Source organism: Methylobacterium carpenticola, assembly GCF_042748905.1.
Lineage (GTDB): Bacteria > Pseudomonadota > Alphaproteobacteria > Rhizobiales > Beijerinckiaceae > Methylobacterium > Methylobacterium carpenticola.
On sequence record NZ_JBHZEO010000001.1, the window covers coordinates 299347 to 316339 of the forward strand.

17 protein-coding genes and 1 tRNA gene are annotated in these 16993 nt (G+C 72.9%); 15 read left to right on the plus strand and 3 right to left on the minus strand.

Features of this window, described 5'->3' with window-relative positions; all coding sequences use genetic code 11:
* Positions 1-47 precede the first annotated feature (47 nt).
* Positions 48-139: transfer RNA gene (locus ACE101_RS01560), tRNA-Ser, on the minus strand.
* A 129-nt stretch (positions 140-268) separates the two neighbouring features.
* On the opposite strand from ACE101_RS01560, the gene ACE101_RS01565 reads away from it, so the two are divergent.
* The 4 genes from ACE101_RS01565 to ACE101_RS01580 are packed head-to-tail and all read left to right on the plus strand — an operon-like array spanning position 269 to position 2808.
* A complete protein-coding gene (locus ACE101_RS01565; protein ID WP_379125766.1) occupies positions 269-1168 on the plus strand; it encodes a polysaccharide deacetylase family protein in 900 nt (299 codons plus the stop codon).
* 55 nt (positions 1169-1223) lie between these two features.
* Positions 1224-1466, plus strand: a complete 243-nt coding sequence (locus ACE101_RS01570; RefSeq protein ID WP_379125767.1) for a hypothetical protein — start codon at positions 1224-1226, stop codon at positions 1464-1466.
* Positions 1463-2455 carry a CobW family GTP-binding protein gene (locus ACE101_RS01575; RefSeq protein WP_379125768.1) on the plus strand — a complete coding sequence of 331 codons (993 nt, stop codon included), beginning with the start codon at positions 1463-1465 and terminating at the stop codon, positions 2453-2455. The genes ACE101_RS01570 and ACE101_RS01575 overlap by 4 nt, the downstream gene beginning before the upstream one ends.
* 44 nt (positions 2456-2499) lie before the next feature.
* Positions 2500-2808 (plus strand): hypothetical protein, encoded by a 309-nt coding sequence (locus ACE101_RS01580; RefSeq protein WP_379125769.1) that lies wholly within the window; start codon positions 2500-2502, stop codon positions 2806-2808.
* Positions 2809-2882: 74 nt separating this feature from the next.
* Here the strand turns inward: ACE101_RS01580 and secB are convergent, their stop codons facing one another.
* The gene (secB, locus tag ACE101_RS01585; protein ID WP_379125770.1) at positions 2883-3386 is read right to left on the minus strand and encodes a protein-export chaperone SecB; all 504 of its coding nucleotides are present in this window, start codon (positions 3384-3386) and stop codon (positions 2883-2885) included.
* 353 nt (positions 3387-3739) lie between these two features.
* Here secB and ACE101_RS01590 point away from each other — a divergent pair, with 353 nt between their 5' ends.
* The 4 genes from ACE101_RS01590 to rho all read left to right on the plus strand — a co-directional run bounded on the left by ACE101_RS01590 (position 3740) and on the right by rho (position 7896).
* Complete coding sequence (locus tag ACE101_RS01590) at positions 3740-4462, plus strand: Tim44/TimA family putative adaptor protein (RefSeq protein ID WP_379125771.1); 723 nt, start codon at positions 3740-3742, stop codon at positions 4460-4462.
* Between the two features lie 22 nt (positions 4463-4484).
* Positions 4485-5687, plus strand: coding sequence for a murein transglycosylase A (mltA, locus tag ACE101_RS01595; RefSeq protein WP_379125772.1), 1203 nt, complete (start codon positions 4485-4487; stop codon positions 5685-5687).
* A complete protein-coding gene (locus tag ACE101_RS01600; protein ID WP_379125773.1) occupies positions 5684-6256 on the plus strand; it encodes a Smr/MutS family protein in 573 nt (190 codons plus the stop codon). The genes mltA and ACE101_RS01600 overlap by 4 nt, the downstream gene beginning before the upstream one ends.
* 329 nt (positions 6257-6585) lie before the next feature.
* Positions 6586-7896 carry a transcription termination factor Rho gene (gene rho, locus ACE101_RS01605; RefSeq protein ID WP_379125774.1) on the plus strand — a complete coding sequence of 437 codons (1311 nt, stop codon included), beginning with the start codon at positions 6586-6588 and terminating at the stop codon, positions 7894-7896.
* 159 nt (positions 7897-8055) lie between these two features.
* On the opposite strand, the gene ACE101_RS01610 is transcribed toward rho, so the two are convergent.
* Entirely contained in the window at positions 8056-9516 is a 1461-nt protein-coding gene (locus tag ACE101_RS01610) for a methyl-accepting chemotaxis protein (protein ID WP_379125775.1), read from the minus strand.
* 571 nt (positions 9517-10087) lie between these two features.
* On the opposite strand from ACE101_RS01610, the gene ACE101_RS01615 reads away from it, so the two are divergent.
* From ACE101_RS01615 to ACE101_RS01645, 7 genes are all read left to right on the plus strand, one after another.
* Complete coding sequence (locus ACE101_RS01615; protein WP_379125776.1) at positions 10088-11095, plus strand: AAA family ATPase; 1008 nt, start codon at positions 10088-10090, stop codon at positions 11093-11095.
* A 280-nt stretch (positions 11096-11375) separates the two neighbouring features.
* Complete coding sequence (locus ACE101_RS01620; RefSeq protein WP_379138423.1) at positions 11376-12227, plus strand: DUF58 domain-containing protein; 852 nt, start codon at positions 11376-11378, stop codon at positions 12225-12227.
* Positions 12214-12675 (plus strand): DUF4381 family protein, encoded by a 462-nt coding sequence (locus tag ACE101_RS01625; protein ID WP_379125778.1) that lies wholly within the window; start codon positions 12214-12216, stop codon positions 12673-12675. Before ACE101_RS01620 ends, ACE101_RS01625 begins: the two co-directional genes overlap by 14 nt.
* A 2-nt stretch (positions 12676-12677) precedes the next feature.
* A complete protein-coding gene (locus tag ACE101_RS01630; RefSeq protein WP_379125779.1) occupies positions 12678-13655 on the plus strand; it encodes a VWA domain-containing protein in 978 nt (325 codons plus the stop codon).
* Complete coding sequence (locus ACE101_RS01635) at positions 13652-14572, plus strand: vWA domain-containing protein (protein ID WP_379125780.1); 921 nt, start codon at positions 13652-13654, stop codon at positions 14570-14572. The genes ACE101_RS01630 and ACE101_RS01635 overlap by 4 nt, the downstream gene beginning before the upstream one ends.
* Entirely contained in the window at positions 14572-15474 is a 903-nt protein-coding gene (locus ACE101_RS01640; protein ID WP_379125781.1) for a tetratricopeptide repeat protein, read from the plus strand. The genes ACE101_RS01635 and ACE101_RS01640 overlap by 1 nt, the downstream gene beginning before the upstream one ends.
* Before the next feature lie 419 nt (positions 15475-15893).
* Complete coding sequence (locus tag ACE101_RS01645; protein WP_379125782.1) at positions 15894-16988, plus strand: hypothetical protein; 1095 nt, start codon at positions 15894-15896, stop codon at positions 16986-16988.
* Positions 16989-16993 lie beyond the last annotated feature (5 nt).

Below are 16993 nucleotides of genomic sequence, written 5' to 3' on the forward strand. Positions count from 1 at the left end.
CCAACAAGCAGTAACGCTTTTCAGGTTGTCAACGCCTTAAGGCGGGGTGGCGGAGACGGAGGGATTCGAACCCTCGAAGCCCCTTTCAGGGCTTGCTCATTTAGCAAACGAGTGCCTTCAGCCGCTCGGCCACGTCTCCGGGTCCGCTCGCTCTAAGGGAAGTGCCGGGGTCCGGTCAACCCGGATTCTCACGCTTCGTGACCGCGCGGGCGGTTGACCGCGGGAGCGCGGCGCGCCCCAATGGCGGCCCCCCATCGGGAGGTGCCGCATGCCCAAGGAGATCTTCGTGTCCTACGGCGTCGACGTCGACGCGGTCGCAGGCTGGCTCGGCTCCTACGGGGGCGAGGACAGCCCCTGCGACATCTCCCGCGGCGTCTTCGCCGGCCGGGTCGGCAGTCGGCGCCTCCTGCGCCTGTTCGAGCGCTGGGGCATCGAGACCACGTGGTTCATCCCCGGTCACTCCATCGAGAGCTTTCCGGAGGAGATGAAGGCCGTGGCCGCGGCCGGCCACGAGATCGGCATGCACGGCTACAGCCACGAGAACCCGATCGCGATGACGCCCGAGCAGGAGGAGGCGATCTTCGACAAGTGCGTCGCGCTCATCGCCGACCTCGCCGGCAAGCCGCCCCGGGGCTACGTCGCGCCCTGGTGGGAGTTCGGGCCGAAGACCAACGCGCTGCTCCAGGCCAAGGGCATCCGCTACGACCATTCGTTGATGCACAACGATCACCAGCCCTACTACGTGCGCGTCGGCGAGGCCTGGACCAGGATCGATTACGGCCAGCACCCGTCCACCTGGATGAAGCCCTTCGAGCACGGCACCGAGACGCGCCTCATCGAGATCCCGGCCTCGTGGTATCTCGACGATCTGCCGCCGATGATGTTCATCAAGGCCGCCCCCAACAGCCACGGCTTCGTCAACCCGCGCGACATCGAGGAGATGTGGCGCGACCAGTTCGACTGGGTCTACGAGAACTACGATTACGCCGTGTTCCCGATCACCATCCATCCGGACGTCTCGGGCAAGCCGCACGTGCTGCAGATGCACGAGCGGCTGTTTCGCCATTTCCAGGCCCATGACGGGGTGACGTTCGTCACCATGGAGACGATCGCGGAGGATTTCGCCCGGCGCTTCCCGTTCGAGGGCACGGCGCGGCCGGTCTCCTGATCCGATGTGCGGCCTCTGCGGCGCGCTCGGCGCCGGGTCCCACTGGAGCCGCGGGATGGGGAGCCCGGGCGAGGCCGAGCGGCGGGCGCGGGCCGCCGCGGCCAACCGGGTGCTCGGGCTCTACGGCCTGCGCCTGACGGCCTGGGCCGATCGCTTCACCCTCGCGAGCCGCACCGGACGCACCGCGATGGTGGCGCATTTCGGCGACCTCTGGCCCGCGGCCGAGCGCCTCGCCGGGCGTCCCTGCGACCCCCTCGATCCGGCGGTGATCGCGAGGCTCGAAGGACCGGAGGGGTGAGCGGGCCTCTGCCGGTCACCCTGCTCACGGGCTTCCTCGGCGCCGGCAAGACGGCGCTCCTCGCGCGCCTCATCGCCCAGCCGGGCCTGCGCGACACCGCCGTCCTCGTCAACGAGTTCGGCGAGGTCGGGCTCGACCATCTCCTCGTCGCGCCGCTGGAGGGCGAGGTGGTGCTGATGCCGGGCGGTTGCGTCTGCTGCAGCATCCGGGACGATCTCAAGGCCGCGCTGACCGGCCTCATCGAGCGCCGCCGCCGCGGCCTCGTGCCGCCCTTCGGCCGGGTGGTGATCGAGACGACCGGGCTCGCCGATCCGGGCCCGGCGCTCGCGACGCTCCTGGCCGATCCGATGCTCCGCCACGCCGTGATCCCGGCCGGGACCGTCACGGTGGTCGACGCGGTGACGGGTGCTGCGACCCTCGCGCAGCACGAGGCCGCCCTGCGGCAGGTCACCGCGGCGGACCGGATCGTGCTCTCGAAGGTCGATCTCGTCCCGCCGGAGACGGTGGCGGCGATGACGGAGCTGCTGGCGCGCCTCAATCCCACGGCGCCCTGCCGGCCGCTCGGCCTCGATGCGGAGCCCGAAGCCGCCCTGATCCTCGACGCACCGGCGCAGAATCCGCCCCGCTTCCGGGCCGAGGCGGTCGCGGCCCCGCCGGACGGTCCGCATGCGGGCATCCGCTCCGTGCTGCTGGAGGCCGGCCCCCTCGACTGGATCCGCTTCGGGCTGTGGCTGTCGATGCTGCTCCACCGTCACGGGGAGCGGGTGCTCCGGCTGAAGGGGCTCGTCGCCGTGGCGGGCAGCCCGACCCCGGTGGTGATCCAGGGCGTGCAGCACCTGATCCACCCGCCGCTCCACCTGCCCGCATGGCCGGAGGCGCCGCGCACGCGCCTCGTCGCCATCGTCCGGGATCTCGATCCCGAGCGGCTGCGGCGCTCCTTCGCGGCCTTCACGCGCGCCGCCTTCACCGGGGCGTCAGGTGATCCTTAACGAAACCTGTCTAGAGCGGTGGGCGGCCGCAACGGGTCGGAGGGATGCCGGTGAACGCATGGGTGCCGAAGGAACTCGCCGCGAGACTGAGCGAATTGCCGCGCCGCCCCTGCCCGCTCAGCGAGGCCGGGCACGAGCCGCATCGGCCGGTCTTCGCCGAGATCCTCGATCGGACCGGGCACGGCACCGGGCACTTCGTGCGCCTGCCGCAGAGCATGGTCGAGATGATCACCCGCGAGGCCAAGGAGGCCAGATCGGCTGCGGATACCGCCGTGGAACCCGTGGCGGCGCCCCCGCCGGAGCCGGATGCGACGGTCAAGCCGAAGAGGCGCCGGCCCCGCAAGGCGGCATGACGGGCGCTGCCCCGGGTCGGCGGCCCCGCGCAGCAGGCGCGGGCCGCGCCTGCGCGTGGAGCCGGGATCCGGCCTCAGGCGTTCGGCTGGCCGCCCTGCATCTGCGCCTCGGCCGCCTTCTGGCGGTAGAGGCCCACGAAATCGATCGGGTCGATGTAGAGGGGCGGGAAGCCGCCGTTGCGCACCGCGTCCGCGACGATCTGCCGGGCGAAGGGGAACAGCAGGCGCGGGCACTCGATCATCACCGCCGGGTGGATCTGGTCCTGCGGGATGTTCTGCAGGCGGAAGATGCCCGAATAGGTGAGTTCGAAGGCGAACAGCACCTCGGCGCCGATCTTGGCATCGCCCTCGAGGCGCAGATCCACCTCGAAGTCCGAATCCGCCATCTGGCGGGCGTTGACGTTCACCTGGATGTTGATCTGCGGGCCCTGGCCCTGCTGGGGCTGCAGCGAGCGCGGCGCGTTCGGGTTCTCGAAGGAGAGATCCTTGGCGTATTGCGCCAGCGCGTTGAGGGTGGGGGTGAGATCGGGCTGCGCAGAGGCGCCACCGTTGCCGTTCGGGAACGGGGAATCGGCCATGGTGGGGGTTCCTTCGAGAGACGTTCGTCGACCGTGGTGCCACCGCGCCGGCGCAAAAAACGAGCGCGCGCGGCGGCCGCGAAGCCGCTATCATGCCGATCCTCCGCGAACAAGCTCGGGGCACGCCTCATCCTGCGGCCGGACTTTCCCCTGCGGCATCGGCCCGCCCGGCCCGCTTCCGGCGCCTGGAAGCGGCGGCCGGGCGCCCCCATATGGAAGCGGGTGCCGGGGCGGCTTGCTGCCGGGCCCGGCCCCGGCGCGCGGCTTGCCTTCCGCCGGGGCCGATGCCAAAGCCGCCCGGCAGGCGTTCAGGCCCGGGCGGAACGAGAGCGGCCGCCACGATCGGATCGGTGATGCAGGATTCCCTCGACCTAACGACCCTCATCTTTCTCGGGCTTGCGGTCTTCGTGATCTGGAAGCTGCGCTCTGTCCTCGGGCAGAAGACCGGCAACGAGCGCCCCCCCTTCAATCCCCTGGCCCGCCGCCGCGAGGAGCCGCCGGCCGCCCGCGACGACGGCGACAACGTGGTGCGGCTGCCGGGCGCCGGGGCGGATCGCGGCGCGGCGGCCCCCGTCGCCGCCACGGTGCCGCGCAACTGGAAGGGCGTGGTCGAGCCGAACTCGCCGGCGGCCCGCGGCCTCGACCTCCTGCTGCAGCAGGAGCCCGCCTTCGATCCCCGCGCCTTCACGGACGGCGCCAAGGTCGCCTATGAGACGATCGTGATGGCCTTCGCCAAGGGCGACCGCAAGACGCTGAAGAGCCTGCTCTCCCGCGAGGTCGCGGACGGGTTCGAGCGGGCGATCCAGGCCCGCGAGCGCGCCGGTCAGACGGTCGAGACCACCTTCGTGTCGATCGACCGGGCCGAGATCGTCGGCGTCGACGTGCGCAACCGCGTCGCGCAGATCACCGTGCGCTACCTCTCGAAACTCATTACCGCCACCCGCAACGCGCAGGGTGCGGTGGTGGACGGCAGCCCGGACACGGTCGTGGACGTGACCGACGTGTGGACCTTCGCCCGCACCCTCGGCAGCCGCGATCCCAACTGGCAGCTCGTCGCCACCGAAGCCGGGCAGTGAGCGCGGGCCGGGGCGGGCGGAGATGCCGCTGGGAGGTTTGATCCGCGCCGGGCTCGCCCTCGCGCTCGCGGCGGGCGGCGCCCGGGCGGAGCCGGCCGGGCCGCGGGTGGGCGAGGCGGTGCTGGAACCGGTGGCGCTGGCACAGCTGCCCGGCTTCGCGGCGGACGACCTCGGGGCGGCGCTCGCCGCCTTCCGGTTCGCCTGCGCGCAATCCCCCCGCCCGGTCCCGGCGGAGACGCCCCCCGGGAGCCCGAGCCAGGATCTCGGCCCCGCCTGCGCGGCGGCACCCGCCGATCCGGCCGGGGCGCGGGCCTTCTTCGCGGCGTGGTTCGATGCCTACCGGGTCACCCGACCGGGCCGGGAGGCGCCGGCCGAGCGGCGGGCGGGCTTCCTCACCGGCTATTTCGAGCCGGAGCTCGACGGCGCCCTCAAGCCTTCGGCGGCCTTCCCCGTGCCGGCCCTGGCGCGCCCCGACGATCTCGTCTCCTTCGAGCCGGGCGAGACCCGGCCCGGTCTCGACGCCGCCTTGAGGGCGGCGCAGCGCCTCGGCGACGGCTTCGCGCCCTATCCGGACCGGGCCGCGATCGAGGACGGGGCGCTGGGCGAGCGGGCGCGGCCGCTCCTCTACCTGCGCGACGCGGTCGATCTCCTGGTGCTCCAGGTCCAGGGCTCCGGGCGGGTGCGGCTCCCCGATGGGCGCGTGGTGCGGCTCGCCTATGACGGCCGCAACGGCCGCCCCTACACCTCGGTGGCGCGGCTCATCGTCAGCGAGGGCCACCTGCCCCTGGAGGGCCTGACGCTCGCCCGCTGGACCGGGTGGCTGCGCGCCCATCCGGAGACGGCGCAGCGCCTGATCCGCCGCAACGCCTCCTACATCTTCTTCCGCCTGGAGGAGCCGCCGCCGGAGGCGCCCGGTCCGCTGGGCGGCGGCGGTGCGCCGCTCACCCCCGGCCGCAGCCTCGCGGTGGACGCGACCCTCTGGCGCTACGGCCTGCCCTTCTGGCTGGAGGGCAGCCTGCCGACGCCGGAGGGCGGGAGCAGCCCCCTCGCCCGGCTGGTGATCGCGCAGGATACCGGCTCGGCGATCGTCGGCCCGGCCCGCGGCGACCTCTATCTCGGAACCGGGCCGGCGGCGGGCATCGTGGCGGGGCTGCTGCGCGACCCGGCCCGCTTCACGGTGCTGCTGCCCCGGGCCGAGGCCCGCATGCCGGAGGCCCGGCCGTGAGCGGCCCGCGCCGGCCGCGAGAGCGGCGCCTCACCCCCGACGAGCGCCGGCTCTGGGCGGAGATCGCCCGCTTCGTGACGCCGCTCCAGGGGCGCGGCCTGCCGTCCGAGCCGCCCCCCGCCCCGGAACCGGCCCCGGAGCCCTCCCCTCCCCCGGCGCGGCGGGGCCCGGCACCGCAGGCGCCGCTCGCGGCCGCGCGCCCGGTGCCGGTCCTGCCGCCCCTCGCGCCGATCGAGCGGCGGGTCCGCACCGCCCTGCGGCGGGGAGCGCGCTCGGTCGACGCCGTCATCGACCTGCACGGCCTGCGGCAGGCGGAGGCGCATGCCGCCCTGCACGCCTTCCTGTACCGGTCGCGGGGCGCCGGCCACGTCCTGGTGCTGGTCGTCACCGGCAAGGGCGGGCCCGGGGACGATCCCTATTCCGAGCGCGGGGTCCTGCGCCGCAGCGTGCCGCACTGGCTGCGCCTGCCGGATCTGCGTCCGCTGGTGCTCGGCTTCGAGGAGGCCGCGCTCCATCACGGCGGCAGCGGCGCGCTCTACGTGCGCCTGCGGCGGCGGGGGGCGCCGTGAGCCCCCGTCCTTGCGGAACCCACGGATGTTAATGCGCGAGCGCCCGAAACCGCGTGAAATGGCGATGCTCGCCTGTGGGAACGCCCCTTATCCGCGCATGGGGCCTTGAGTCCGCCGCCAGAAACCGCTACAGAACAGCATCCCTCCTAAAACTCAGGTCACGTCGCTCGCGAGCCAAAGGCTCAATCCTCGCGACCTTCCGGGACACCAGGCGACGATCCGCAACCGGTCCACCGGTTCACAGGCACCCGCCCCGCTTCGGCCGTCTCCGGCCGAGCCGATCCCGAGATGACGCTTCCCTGCTCCGCTCTCACAGCCCGAACGCCCCGATGATCGAAGACACCATCGCACCCGTCGAGACCTTCACGCCGCCGATGCGGGAGGTGAAGCTCCAGGACCTCAAGTCCAAGACGCCGACAGAACTCATCACCTTCGCCGAGGAGGTCGAGGTCGAGAACGCCTCGACCATGCGCAAGCAGGAGCTGATGTTCGCCATCCTGAAGCAGCTCGCTGCCAAGGACGTGGAGATCATCGGGGCCGGCACGGTGGAGGTGCTGCAGGACGGGTTCGGCTTCCTGCGCTCCTCCGATTCCAACTACCTGCCGGGGCCGGACGACATCTACGTGTCGCCGACGCAGATCCGCCGCTTCGGCCTGCGCACCGGCGACACCGTCGAAGGCCCGATCCGGGGGCCGAAGGACGGCGAGCGCTACTTCGCGCTGCTCAAGGTCAACACCATCAACTTCGAGAACCCGGACAAGATCAAGCACAAGGTCCATTTCGACAATCTGACGCCGCTGTTCCCGACGCAGCGCTTCAAGCTCGAACTCAGCGAGCCCACCCGCAAGGACTTCTCGCCCCGGATCATCGACATCGTCTCGCCGATCGGCAAGGGCCAGCGCGCCCTGATCGTGGCGCCGCCGCGCACCGGCAAGACGGTGCTGATGCAGAACATCGCCCAGTCGATCACCCTCAACCATCCGGAATGCTACCTCATCGTGCTGCTCATCGACGAGCGGCCGGAGGAGGTCACGGACATGCAGCGCTCGGTGAAGGGCGAGGTGATCGCCTCCACCTTCGACGAGCCGGCGACCCGCCACGTGCAGGTGGCCGAGATGGTGATCGAGAAGGCCAAGCGCCTCGTCGAGCACGGCCGCGACGTGGTGATCCTGCTCGATTCGATCACGCGCCTCGGCCGCGCCTACAACACGGTGGTTCCGTCCTCCGGCAAGGTGCTCACGGGCGGCGTCGACGCCAACGCCCTGCAGCGGCCCAAGCGCTTCTTCGGCGCGGCCCGCAACATCGAGGAGGGCGGCTCGCTCACCATCATCGCGACCGCGCTGATCGACACCGGCTCGCGCATGGACGAGGTGATCTTCGAGGAGTTCAAGGGCACCGGCAACTCCGAGATCATCCTGGACCGCAAGGTCGCCGACAAGCGCACCTTCCCGGCCATCGACATCACCCGCTCCGGCACCCGCAAGGAGGAGCTGCTGGTGCCGCCGGACACGCTCAAGAAGACCTACGTGCTGCGCCGCATCCTCAACCCGATGGGCGTCACCGACGCGATCGAGTTCCTCCTCGACAAGCTGCGGCAGACGAAGAGCAACCAGGACTTCTTCGACTCCATGAACACCTGATGCGAGAACGGCGCCCCACGGGGCGCCGTTTCGTTTCAGGCATCCATGAACACCGGACGAACGGCGGTCCGGCGCGAGCGTCTCGTCGGGGATCTTCCCCGCGCCGGGGAGAAGGCCCTCGCCCCGCCGGGGAGGGAGGGCCCCGTTCGGCGCTGCGGATCAGCCGGCCTTGAGGAACCGGTCGACGCTGCCGCCGAGATGGCTCGAATGCCCGGCGAGATCGAGGGCGATGGTCCGGACGCTCTCGGCCAGCTCCCCCGTCGAGGCCGCGGCCGTCGAGACGCCGCTGATGTTCCCCGACATCTCCTGCGTCGCGGCCGATTGCTCCTCCACGGCGCTCGCCATGGCCAGAGTCAGGTTGGACAGCTCGGCCACCGCCGAGGCGATGGTCTCGATCGCCTCCACCGCCTGCCCGGTGGAGGACTGGATGTCGGCGATCTGGCGGGTGATGTCGTCCGTCGCCCGCGCGGTCTGCCCGGCGAGTTCCTTCACCTCGCTCGCCACCACCGCGAAACCGCGGCCCGCCGCCCCGGCGCGGGCCGCCTCGATGGTGGCGTTGAGGGCCAGAAGGTTGGTCTGGCTGGCGATCGACTTGATCATGCCGACCACCGCGTCGACCTTGCCGGCATTCTCGGCGAGCTGGCGCACGGTGGCGTCGGTGGCCTCGGCCTGCACGGCGATCTGCCGGGCGCGCTCGGACACCCGGCCGACCTGCCCCGAGATCTCGCGGATCGAGTTGCTCATCTGCTCGGAATTGGCCGCCACGGAGGAGGCCCGGTGGCGCGCATCCCCCGCCGACCGGCTCAGGCCCTCGGCCGAGTGCTGCATCCGCTCGACCGCCCCGCCCAGCGCGCTCACCACCTGCGAGACGTCGTCCGCCATGCGGGACTGCGCGGTGACGATCGACCACGTCAGCATCGGGCCCACATAGGCGCCGTCCGGCCCGTGGATCGCCGAGACGCGCAGCTCCAGCACCTCCGGGCCCAGCCGGATCTTGGTCCGATGCGGCAGGTGGCGCGCATCCTTCAGCATCTCGCGCTGATGGCCGGGGTTCTTGTGGAAGACGTCGATCGAAGACCCGAGCAGGTCCTTCACCTTCACCGGCAGGTACTGCTCGATCGTCTCGAGCGTCCGGCGCGAGGTGTCGTTGAGATAGTTGATCTTGAAATCGTTCTGCGGATCAGCGGTCATGACGGCGACCGGCATGTCGTCGATCATGGTCATCAGGCGGCTGACCTCATTCCTCTTGGCGGTGATGTCGCTGCCGATCTTCATGACCCGCTCGATGCGGCCGTCCGGCCCCTTCACCGGGTTGTAGCTCGCTTCGAGCCAGACCCGATGACCGGTCTTGGTGAGGCGCAGGAACTCACCCGCGACGAACTCCCCGTTCCGCAGCTTCGTCCAGAACGCCGCGTAGTCGGCACCGGCCGCATAGGCCGGGTCGCAGAAGATCCGGTGATGCCGGCCGACGATCTCGTCCCGGGAATAGCCGACCACCGCCAGGAAGTTGCCGTTCGCGTGCAGGATGACGCCGTCCGGCGAGAACTCGATGATGGCCAGCGAGCGATCGAGGGCGTCGAGCCGGGCCTGAGCCGGGTTGTAGGACTTCTGGCGGAACATGCGGGCTCCTCGAAGGCGCCATCGGGGCTTCGAACGGGAAGGGCGGAAGGGAAACGAGCCGTGGCACGGGCGCGGATCGGGCTCTTTCGCGCGGACGCCTCGCCTGCGGCGCGCCGGTCCGGGTGATCGGGCCGGAGACGGCTCGCGTTGTTTCCGCGCTGCGCGAGAGGTCTCCCTGTCCTTGTTGCGTTCAGGAAACTTGAAAATCCTTAACGTTCTCTAAAATAGTGCGCCGGAGCCCTGTATCCTCAGATCTCACGGCATTGCGCTCTGCGGCATGGGTCGGCCGAGCTGATCGAGGCACCGGCCTGTTCTGGCACCGACTGAACAGCATGCCCCCGGAACGGGACGGCCATTTGGGTTAGGCCGATCGACGGAGAGGTGCCTTGCGTCCCGCATCCGGCCGTCTCGCGAACATGTGCGCTCTTGGACTGCGGTCGGGATTGACGCCCGCATCAACCTGCGCCCTCATCGCCCGACGAGCGGGCCCGGCGACAAGGGGCCCGCCGCGAGGAGACGGCCGGATGGCGGAGAGTGCGGTTTCGACTGCCGAGCGCAGGTGCGCCGAGCGATGAGGCATGCGGAACCCGGCGCCGCGGTGGCTGCGCCGCGCGACGCCGCGCAAGTGCTGCGCGAGCAGGTGCTCACCCTCCGGAGCGGTCTCGAAGCGGGGCTGATCGGGTGCGGCGGACTGGTCGAGCGGCTGCTGATCGGGCTGCTGACGGGGGGCCACCTGCTGATCGAGGGGGCCCCCGGCCTCGCCAAGACTCGCGCGGTCAAGCGCCTCGCGGAGGGGCTGCATACCGGCTTCGCGCGGGTGCAGTGCACCCCGGACCTGATGCCGGCGGACCTCACCGGCACCACGGTCTGGCGCCCGGACGGGGGACGCTTCGAGTTCCTGGCCGGTCCGCTGTTCCACTCCCTGGTGCTCGTCGACGAGATCAACCGGGCCCCGCCCAAGGTGCAGTCGGCCCTGCTCGAAGCCATGGCCGAGCATCAGGTGACGGTGGCGGGCACCACCCATCCGCTGCCCGATCCGTTCATGGTGGTAGCAACCCAGAACCCCATCGAGCATGCGGGCACCTACCCGCTGCCGGAGGCGCAGCTCGACCGCTTCCTGCTCCACGTGGTGGTGGAGATGCCGGACGCGGCCTCGGAGCGCCGCATCCTCGACCTCGTCGAGGGCGAGATGACCTCGCAGGCCGCGCCGATGCCGGTGCGCCTCACCGCGGAGGATCTGCGCGCCGCCCGGGCCGCCGCCCTGCGGACCTACGTCTCCCCGGCCCTGAAGGATTATCTCGTGCGCCTCGTCGCGGCCACGCGCAGCGACGCGGTGGCGCCCGACCTGCGCGCGGCGATCGAGCATCCGGTCTCGCCCCGCGGCACCCTCGCCCTGATGATCGCCGGCAAGGCCCGGGCCTACCTGCACGGGCGCGACCACGTGGTGCCGGAGGACGTGACGGCGCTCGCCGCCGACGCCCTCTCCCACCGCCTCGCCCTGACCTGGCGCGCCGCCGCCGAGGGGCAGACCGCCCGCGGCCTCGTCGCCGGCCTCCTCGAACGGGTGGCCCCTCTCTAGAGCATTTTCCGACGAAGTGGATCCCGGTTCGCCGCAGAAAATGCGGTAAAATCAAAGATCTAGAGCGGCGCCTGATTGCAACGTGATCGGGCGCCGCTCTAAGCAGACCTGCATAGAGCGATTCCGCTTATGTGTTTTCTCGCATCGTTTTCGCCGCCGAGCCGGTGACCATTTCGGCGAATGACGTCTAGGAGCCGCCGTGGCCCGCCCCACCCCGCTCGCATCCCCCGACGGCGATCCCCTCGCCGGCCCCGGCATCGCCCTCGACGCCGCCGCGCTGATGGGCCTGCGCCATCTCGCCCGGCGCGGGGCCGGCCTCGCCTCGCGCAGCCTCGTCGGGCTGCCGGGGGGCATCGTCACCCGGCGGCGCGGGCGCGGCTCCGAGCCCGACGACGTGCGCCCCTATGCGGAGGGCGACGACGTGCGCCACATCGACCGCAACGCCACCGCCCGCACCGGCACCCTGCACACCCGCACCCATCACGAGGAGCGCGACCGGGCCGTGGTGCTGCTCGCCGATTTCCGGCCCTCGATGCTCGTCGGCACCCGCCGGGTGCTGCGCTCGGTGGCGGCCGCGGAGGCGCTCGCGCTGCTGGGCTGGCGCATCGTCGGGGATGGCGGACGCATCGGCCTCACCGTCGCCTCGGCCGAGGCGGAGCCGGTCGGCCTGCGCCCCGTCGGCGGCACCCGCGGCATGGGGGCGCTCGCGGGCGCCCTCGCCCGCGCCCATGCCCTCGCGCTGGCCGCTCCGCTGCGGCCGGATCCGCCGCTGATCCCGGCACTGGCCCGCGCCCAGACGCTGCTGCCGGCCGGCGGCCACCTGGTGATCGCGAGCGCCCTCGACGCGCCCGGCCCCGGCTTCGAGGCGGCGCTCACCGCGCTCGCCGAGCGGGTCTCGCTCAGCCTGATCTTGGTCAGCGATTGCTTCGAGCGTGCGCCGCCTCCCGGCCGCTATCCCTTCGCGACGCCGGAGGGCCAGCGGGGCACGGCGCAGGCTGGGCGATGGCTGCCCCCCGAGGACGACCGCCTCGCCCGCTGGGCGCAGGTCGGGCTGGAGGGCGTGCGGCTCGACACCGAGAGCGGGCCGGAATCCTTCGCCCCCCTGATGGAGCGGCTCGATGCCGTGCTGTGAGGGCGCTCCCGATCCGGCCGTCCGGGCGGCGCTCGCGGATCTGCGCGGCCTGCATCCGCCGCCGGAGACCGGTGCCGTGCGGCTCGACGTGCTGGCGGCCATCGGCATCGGCCTCGTCCTCGCCGCCCTCGTGCTGCTGGCGCACGCGAAATGGCGCCGGCAGAAAATCTCCGTGCGGCGGGCGGCGCTCAACGAACTCGCCGCCGCGCGCGGTCTCGATCCGGCGGCGCGGCTCCTCGCGCAGGCGCGGCTCCTCGCCCGCCTCGCCCGCACGCTCGGAATCGAGGGGGAGGACCGGGCAGCCGCCCTCGATCGGCTCTTCGCCACCGACTTCTTCACGGCCGGGCCGGGCCGGGCGCTCACCCGCGATCTCTACGCCCCCGCCTCCCCCGATCCCGACGCGATCGATGCGGGCCTCGCCCGCTGCTTCGCGCGCATCCGGGCCTGACCATGGCGCTGCCGCTGCTCACCGCCTTCGATTTCGCGACGCCGCTGGCGCTGCTGCTGCTGCCTTTGCCACTCCTGGCCGCCCGCCTGCTGCCCCCGGAGCCGTCGGGCGGCGCGGGCGCCCTCGTGGTGCCGGCCTCCCTCGTCGCGCGCATCGGGCGCGGCGCGGATCTGCGCATCCGGGCGCGGCGGCGGGCGCTCCTCGCGTGGCTGCTCTGGACCGCCCTCGTGGTCGCGCTCGCTGGGCCCCGCCTCATCCTGCCCGCCGCCGCCCTGCCGGCCTCGGGCCGCGAGATCATGCTCGCCCTCGACCTGTCGGGCAGCATGGAGCGGGTGGATTTCGCCATCGACGGGCGCAACGTCTCGCGCCTCGCGGCGGTGAAGCGGGTCGGGACCGAGTTCATCCGCCGCCGCGCCGGCGACCGGATCGGCCTCGTGATCTTCGCCGATCAGGCGGATGTCGCCGCCGCCCTGTCCTTCGACACCGCCTCGGTGGCGCACGCCCTCGACGAGGCGCAGATCGGCCTCGTCGGGCGCTCCACCGGCATCGGCGACGGGCTCGGCCTCGCGCTCAAACGCCTCGACGCGACGCCCGCCCGCGAGAAGGTGGTGGTGCTGCTCTCGGACGGCGCCAACAATGCCGGGCAGACGACGCCGCACGACGTGGCGGGCCTCGCCCGCGACCTCGGCATCCGCGTCCATACCATCGCGCTCGGGCCGCGCGACCTCACCGATGCGGAGGGCGACCCGGACGTGGTCGACACGGAAGCCCTGCGCGACGTCTCGGCGACGAGCGGCGGGCGGTTCTTCCGGGTGCGCACCACCGACGATCTCGTGGCGGTCGCCGACTCCATCGACGCGATCGAGGGCAGCCCGGCCAAGGCCCCGCCGGTGCCCCTGCGCCGGGACCTCTGGCCCTGGCCGGGCGGGCTCGCCCTTCTCACGGCCCTCGGGCTGCTGGTCGCGAGGCGCAGCGCATGAGCGAGGCCTTCACCCTGCTGCGGCCCGCCTGGCTCCTCGCCCTGCCCGTGCTGGCGCTCCTCGCGTGGCGGGCGGCGCACCGGGCGGCCCCTCTCGGGGACTGGATGCGGGCCATCGAGCCGCATCTCTTCGCGAGCCTGCGGGCCCGCGGTGCCGTGCTGCCGGGACGGCGGCAGGCACAGGGCGCCCTCGTCGCCGCCGCCGCGATCCTGGCCCTGGCCCTCACGGGCCCGGCCCTCCAGCGCGGCGACGGGGCGGGCTTCCGCAACCTCGACGCCACGATCTTGGTGATGGACCTGTCGCGCTCCGTCGCCGAGGGCGGGCGCCTCGACGCGGCCCGGAGCCTCGCCCAGAGCGTGGCGGAGGCGGCGGGCACCCGGCAGGTGGCCCTCGTCGTCTATGCGGGCGACGCCTACGTGGCGGCGACGCCGACCACCGACCGCGACGCCCTCGGCACCGTCCTGTTCGCCCTCGACGCCGCCACGGTGCCCGACCGGGGCAGCCATCCGGCCCGCGGCCTCGCCCTGGCGCGCCGCACCCTCTCGGAGATGGGAGCCGTGGCGGCGGACGTGGTGCTCGTCTCGGACGGCGGCGGCATCGACGATCCGGCGCGCCGGGAGGCCACCGGCCTCGCGCGGGACGGCCACCGGCTGCACACCCTGTTCGTGCCGACCCCCGCGCTGCCGCCGGAGGCCCCGCGCGCCGACCGTGGCGCCCTCGACCGGCTCGCTGGGATCGGCGGTGGAGCGGCGGGGGAAACCGACGCTCCCGCCGCCGTGCTCGCCGCGGTGAGCGAGACCACGGCCGGCCACCTCGCCGCCGGCGGCTTCGCGGTGCTGGCATGGCAGGATCTCGGGCGCTGGCTGCTCCTCGGGGCCCTGGTGCCGGCCCTGCTCCTCTTCCGCCGGAGCGCCTGATGGCCCCTCCCCTCGCCGCCTCGCCCCCGCGCCCGGTCCCCGCCCGTCCCGGCCTCGCCGGAGCGGGCCTGCCGCTCGTCGCGGCGGCGGCCCTGGTCGGGCTCTGCGCCCTCGCCGTGCCGCGCGAGACGCTGGGCCGCGCCTTCCTCGCCGCGGGCCTGCCCGGCCTGGCGGCACGCGTCGCCGACGATCCGGGCTGGCGCGGCACCGCGCTCTACGCCGCCGGCCGCTACCGGGAGGCGGCGGTCGCCTTCTCGGAGGCCAAGGGCCGGGCGGCCGCCTACAACCGTGGCAACGCGCTCGCGATGATGGGCGATCTGCCCGGCGCCCTCCGGGCCTACGAGGATCTCCTCCTCCGCGATCCCGGCAACGACGATGCCCGGGCCAATCGCGACCTCGTCGCGCGCCTCCTCGACGAGCGCCTGACCCTCGGCAGCGCCGCCGGCGAGGCCAATGCCCGCGCCGACCAGACCACCCGCTACGACGCCAAGGCGACGAGCGATCCGGACGATCCCGGCAACGCCTCGTTCGGCGAGGGGCTGGCCGGCAACCGCGAGGCTTCGGCCTCCTCGAACGCGCCCGGCACCTCGAAGGCGTCGCGGATCGGCAAGGCGGAGCAGCGCTCGGTCGATCCCGGCCGCGGCCAGGCGCGCGGCTCGGCGAGCGACGCCGAGGGCGGCGGGCGCAGCGGCGGCGGCATCGCCAGCGTCTCGCAGATCGTCGAGCGCGAGGCGCGCCGCATCTCGAAGAGCTTCGAGGCCAAGGAGATCCGCGCCGATCGGCACTGGCTCGCCACGCTGACCGACGATCCGGGCCGCTTCCTCAAGCGCCGCCTGGAGGCCGAGCACCTGCGGCGCCAGGAGGCCGGAACCGCCGCGCAGCCCGGGAGCAATCCGTGGTGATGATGTTTTGCTGGCTATCCGAATTTATGGCGCCGGCTCACGACAGGTCCGCCCCGCCGGGCAGGGCGCGCTCCCTCCCCGGCCGTCCCCCCGCTGCCCGACCGAAAGGGTCTCTCACTCCGGGCCCTTGTTCACCGCGAGGGAACGGTGCCGCGTGGCGCATCCATCCGTCGCTCCGGCGCGGGATCCCCTCTCCCGGACCGGCGCCTGCGCGCCAGATCCATCGGAGCGGTCGGCACGGTGATCCAACCCGCCGGTTCCGGAACAGGGCCGACCGGCCCCCGGCCGGACGGCCGTTCCGGATCGCCGCCATCCTCCTGCTCCTGACCTCCCCGGCCCGCGCCCTCGATCCCGGCGACCTCACCCTCACGGTCACGCCGGAGGCCGGCGGCAATGCCGCGCCCTATCCGCGCGAGATGGTGCTGCTGCGCATCCGGGGCACCTATCGGGCGCAGATCACCCTGGAGGACCTGCGCCAGCCGCCCCTGCAGAATTTCAGCTGGACCCAGCTCGGCCGTGACCGCTGGTTCAAGACCAGCATCGACGGCCAGGAGGCGCGCGGCTTCGAGCGGGTGGTCGCGGTGTTTCCCCAGCATGCGGGACAGCTCACCATCGAGCCCTTCGTCCACCGGCTCACCATCGTGGATGGGGGCGGGCGCCGGTTGGTCGAGGTGCCCTCGGCCCCGGTGCCCCTCACCGTGAAGGCCTGGACCGGCGAGGGCGGCCCGGACGTCAAGGAGCCGTGGTGGCTGCCGGCCTCCGCCGTCACGGTGACGGATGTCTGGAACCCGGAGCCGGAGACCCTGAAGGTCGGGGAATCGGCGCGCCGCACCGTGATCATCGAGGCTAGGGGCATGACCGGGGACGGGCTGCCCCCGCGCCCGATCATGCGCACCCGCGGCGTTCTCACCTTCGCGGGGCCGACCGAGCGCCAGACCACGATCACGCCCACCGGCCCGGTGAGCCGCGCGACCTACCAGTGGGACGTGCGCCCGGGCGTGTCCGAGCCGGTGACCCTGAGCGAGATCCGGGTGCCGTGGTTCGACACCGTTTCGCGCACCCTGCGCGAGGCCGAGATCCCGGCCCGCATCGTCGGCAGCCGGGCCAAGGCCGAGCCCGACGAGGCGGACCGGCCCGCACCCCGCTCCCCCTGGCTCGCGGCCGTCGCCGGTCTCCTGGCCTTCGGGCTCGCCCTGATCTTATTTGCCGGCTTAAGACATGCGTCCGATCCCCGGAGAAACCTCCTGCGGGCGCTGCGGCGGGCGGCGCGGGGCGGCGACGCGCCCACCCTGCGGGTGCTCCTGGCCCGCGCCGATCCGGAACTGACGGATCATTGGCGGCGCGACCCGGCGGCGGCGGCCGCTCTCGCCACCCTCGACCGGGCGCTGTTCGGCCCGGCCGGAACACCGGCGCCGGACCTGCGGGCCCTGGTCCGGATCCTCGCGTCGAGCCTCCCGCCGGCCCCGCCTCGGCGAGCGGCCGACCCGCTCGCGGCCCTCGACGGACTCCGCTGAAACGC

Excerpts from the sequence above, each read along its gene's own strand:
- ACE101_RS01565 (WP_379125766.1), top strand. The coding sequence starts at position 269 with ATGCCCAAGGAGATCTTCGTGTCCTACGGCGTCGACGTCGACGCGGTC.
- ACE101_RS01570 (WP_379125767.1), top strand. The coding sequence starts at position 1,224 with ATGGGGAGCCCGGGCGAGGCCGAGCGGCGGGCGCGGGCCGCCGCGGCC.
- ACE101_RS01580 (WP_379125769.1), top strand. The coding sequence starts at position 2,500 with ATGCCGGTGAACGCATGGGTGCCGAAGGAACTCGCCGCGAGACTGAGC.
- secB (WP_379125770.1), bottom strand. The coding sequence starts at position 3,386 with ATGGCCGATTCCCCGTTCCCGAACGGCAACGGTGGCGCCTCTGCGCAG.
- ACE101_RS01590 (WP_379125771.1), top strand. The coding sequence starts at position 3,740 with ATGCAGGATTCCCTCGACCTAACGACCCTCATCTTTCTCGGGCTTGCG.
- mltA (WP_379125772.1), top strand. The coding sequence starts at position 4,485 with ATGCCGCTGGGAGGTTTGATCCGCGCCGGGCTCGCCCTCGCGCTCGCG.
- rho (WP_379125774.1), top strand. The coding sequence starts at position 6,586 with ATGATCGAAGACACCATCGCACCCGTCGAGACCTTCACGCCGCCGATG.
- ACE101_RS01610 (WP_379125775.1), bottom strand. The coding sequence starts at position 9,516 with ATGTTCCGCCAGAAGTCCTACAACCCGGCTCAGGCCCGGCTCGACGCC.
- ACE101_RS01615 (WP_379125776.1), top strand. The coding sequence starts at position 10,088 with ATGAGGCATGCGGAACCCGGCGCCGCGGTGGCTGCGCCGCGCGACGCC.
- ACE101_RS01620 (WP_379138423.1), top strand. The coding sequence starts at position 11,376 with ATGGGCCTGCGCCATCTCGCCCGGCGCGGGGCCGGCCTCGCCTCGCGC.
- ACE101_RS01625 (WP_379125778.1), top strand. The coding sequence starts at position 12,214 with ATGCCGTGCTGTGAGGGCGCTCCCGATCCGGCCGTCCGGGCGGCGCTC.
- ACE101_RS01630 (WP_379125779.1), top strand. The coding sequence starts at position 12,678 with ATGGCGCTGCCGCTGCTCACCGCCTTCGATTTCGCGACGCCGCTGGCG.
- ACE101_RS01635 (WP_379125780.1), top strand. The coding sequence starts at position 13,652 with ATGAGCGAGGCCTTCACCCTGCTGCGGCCCGCCTGGCTCCTCGCCCTG.
- ACE101_RS01640 (WP_379125781.1), top strand. The coding sequence starts at position 14,572 with ATGGCCCCTCCCCTCGCCGCCTCGCCCCCGCGCCCGGTCCCCGCCCGT.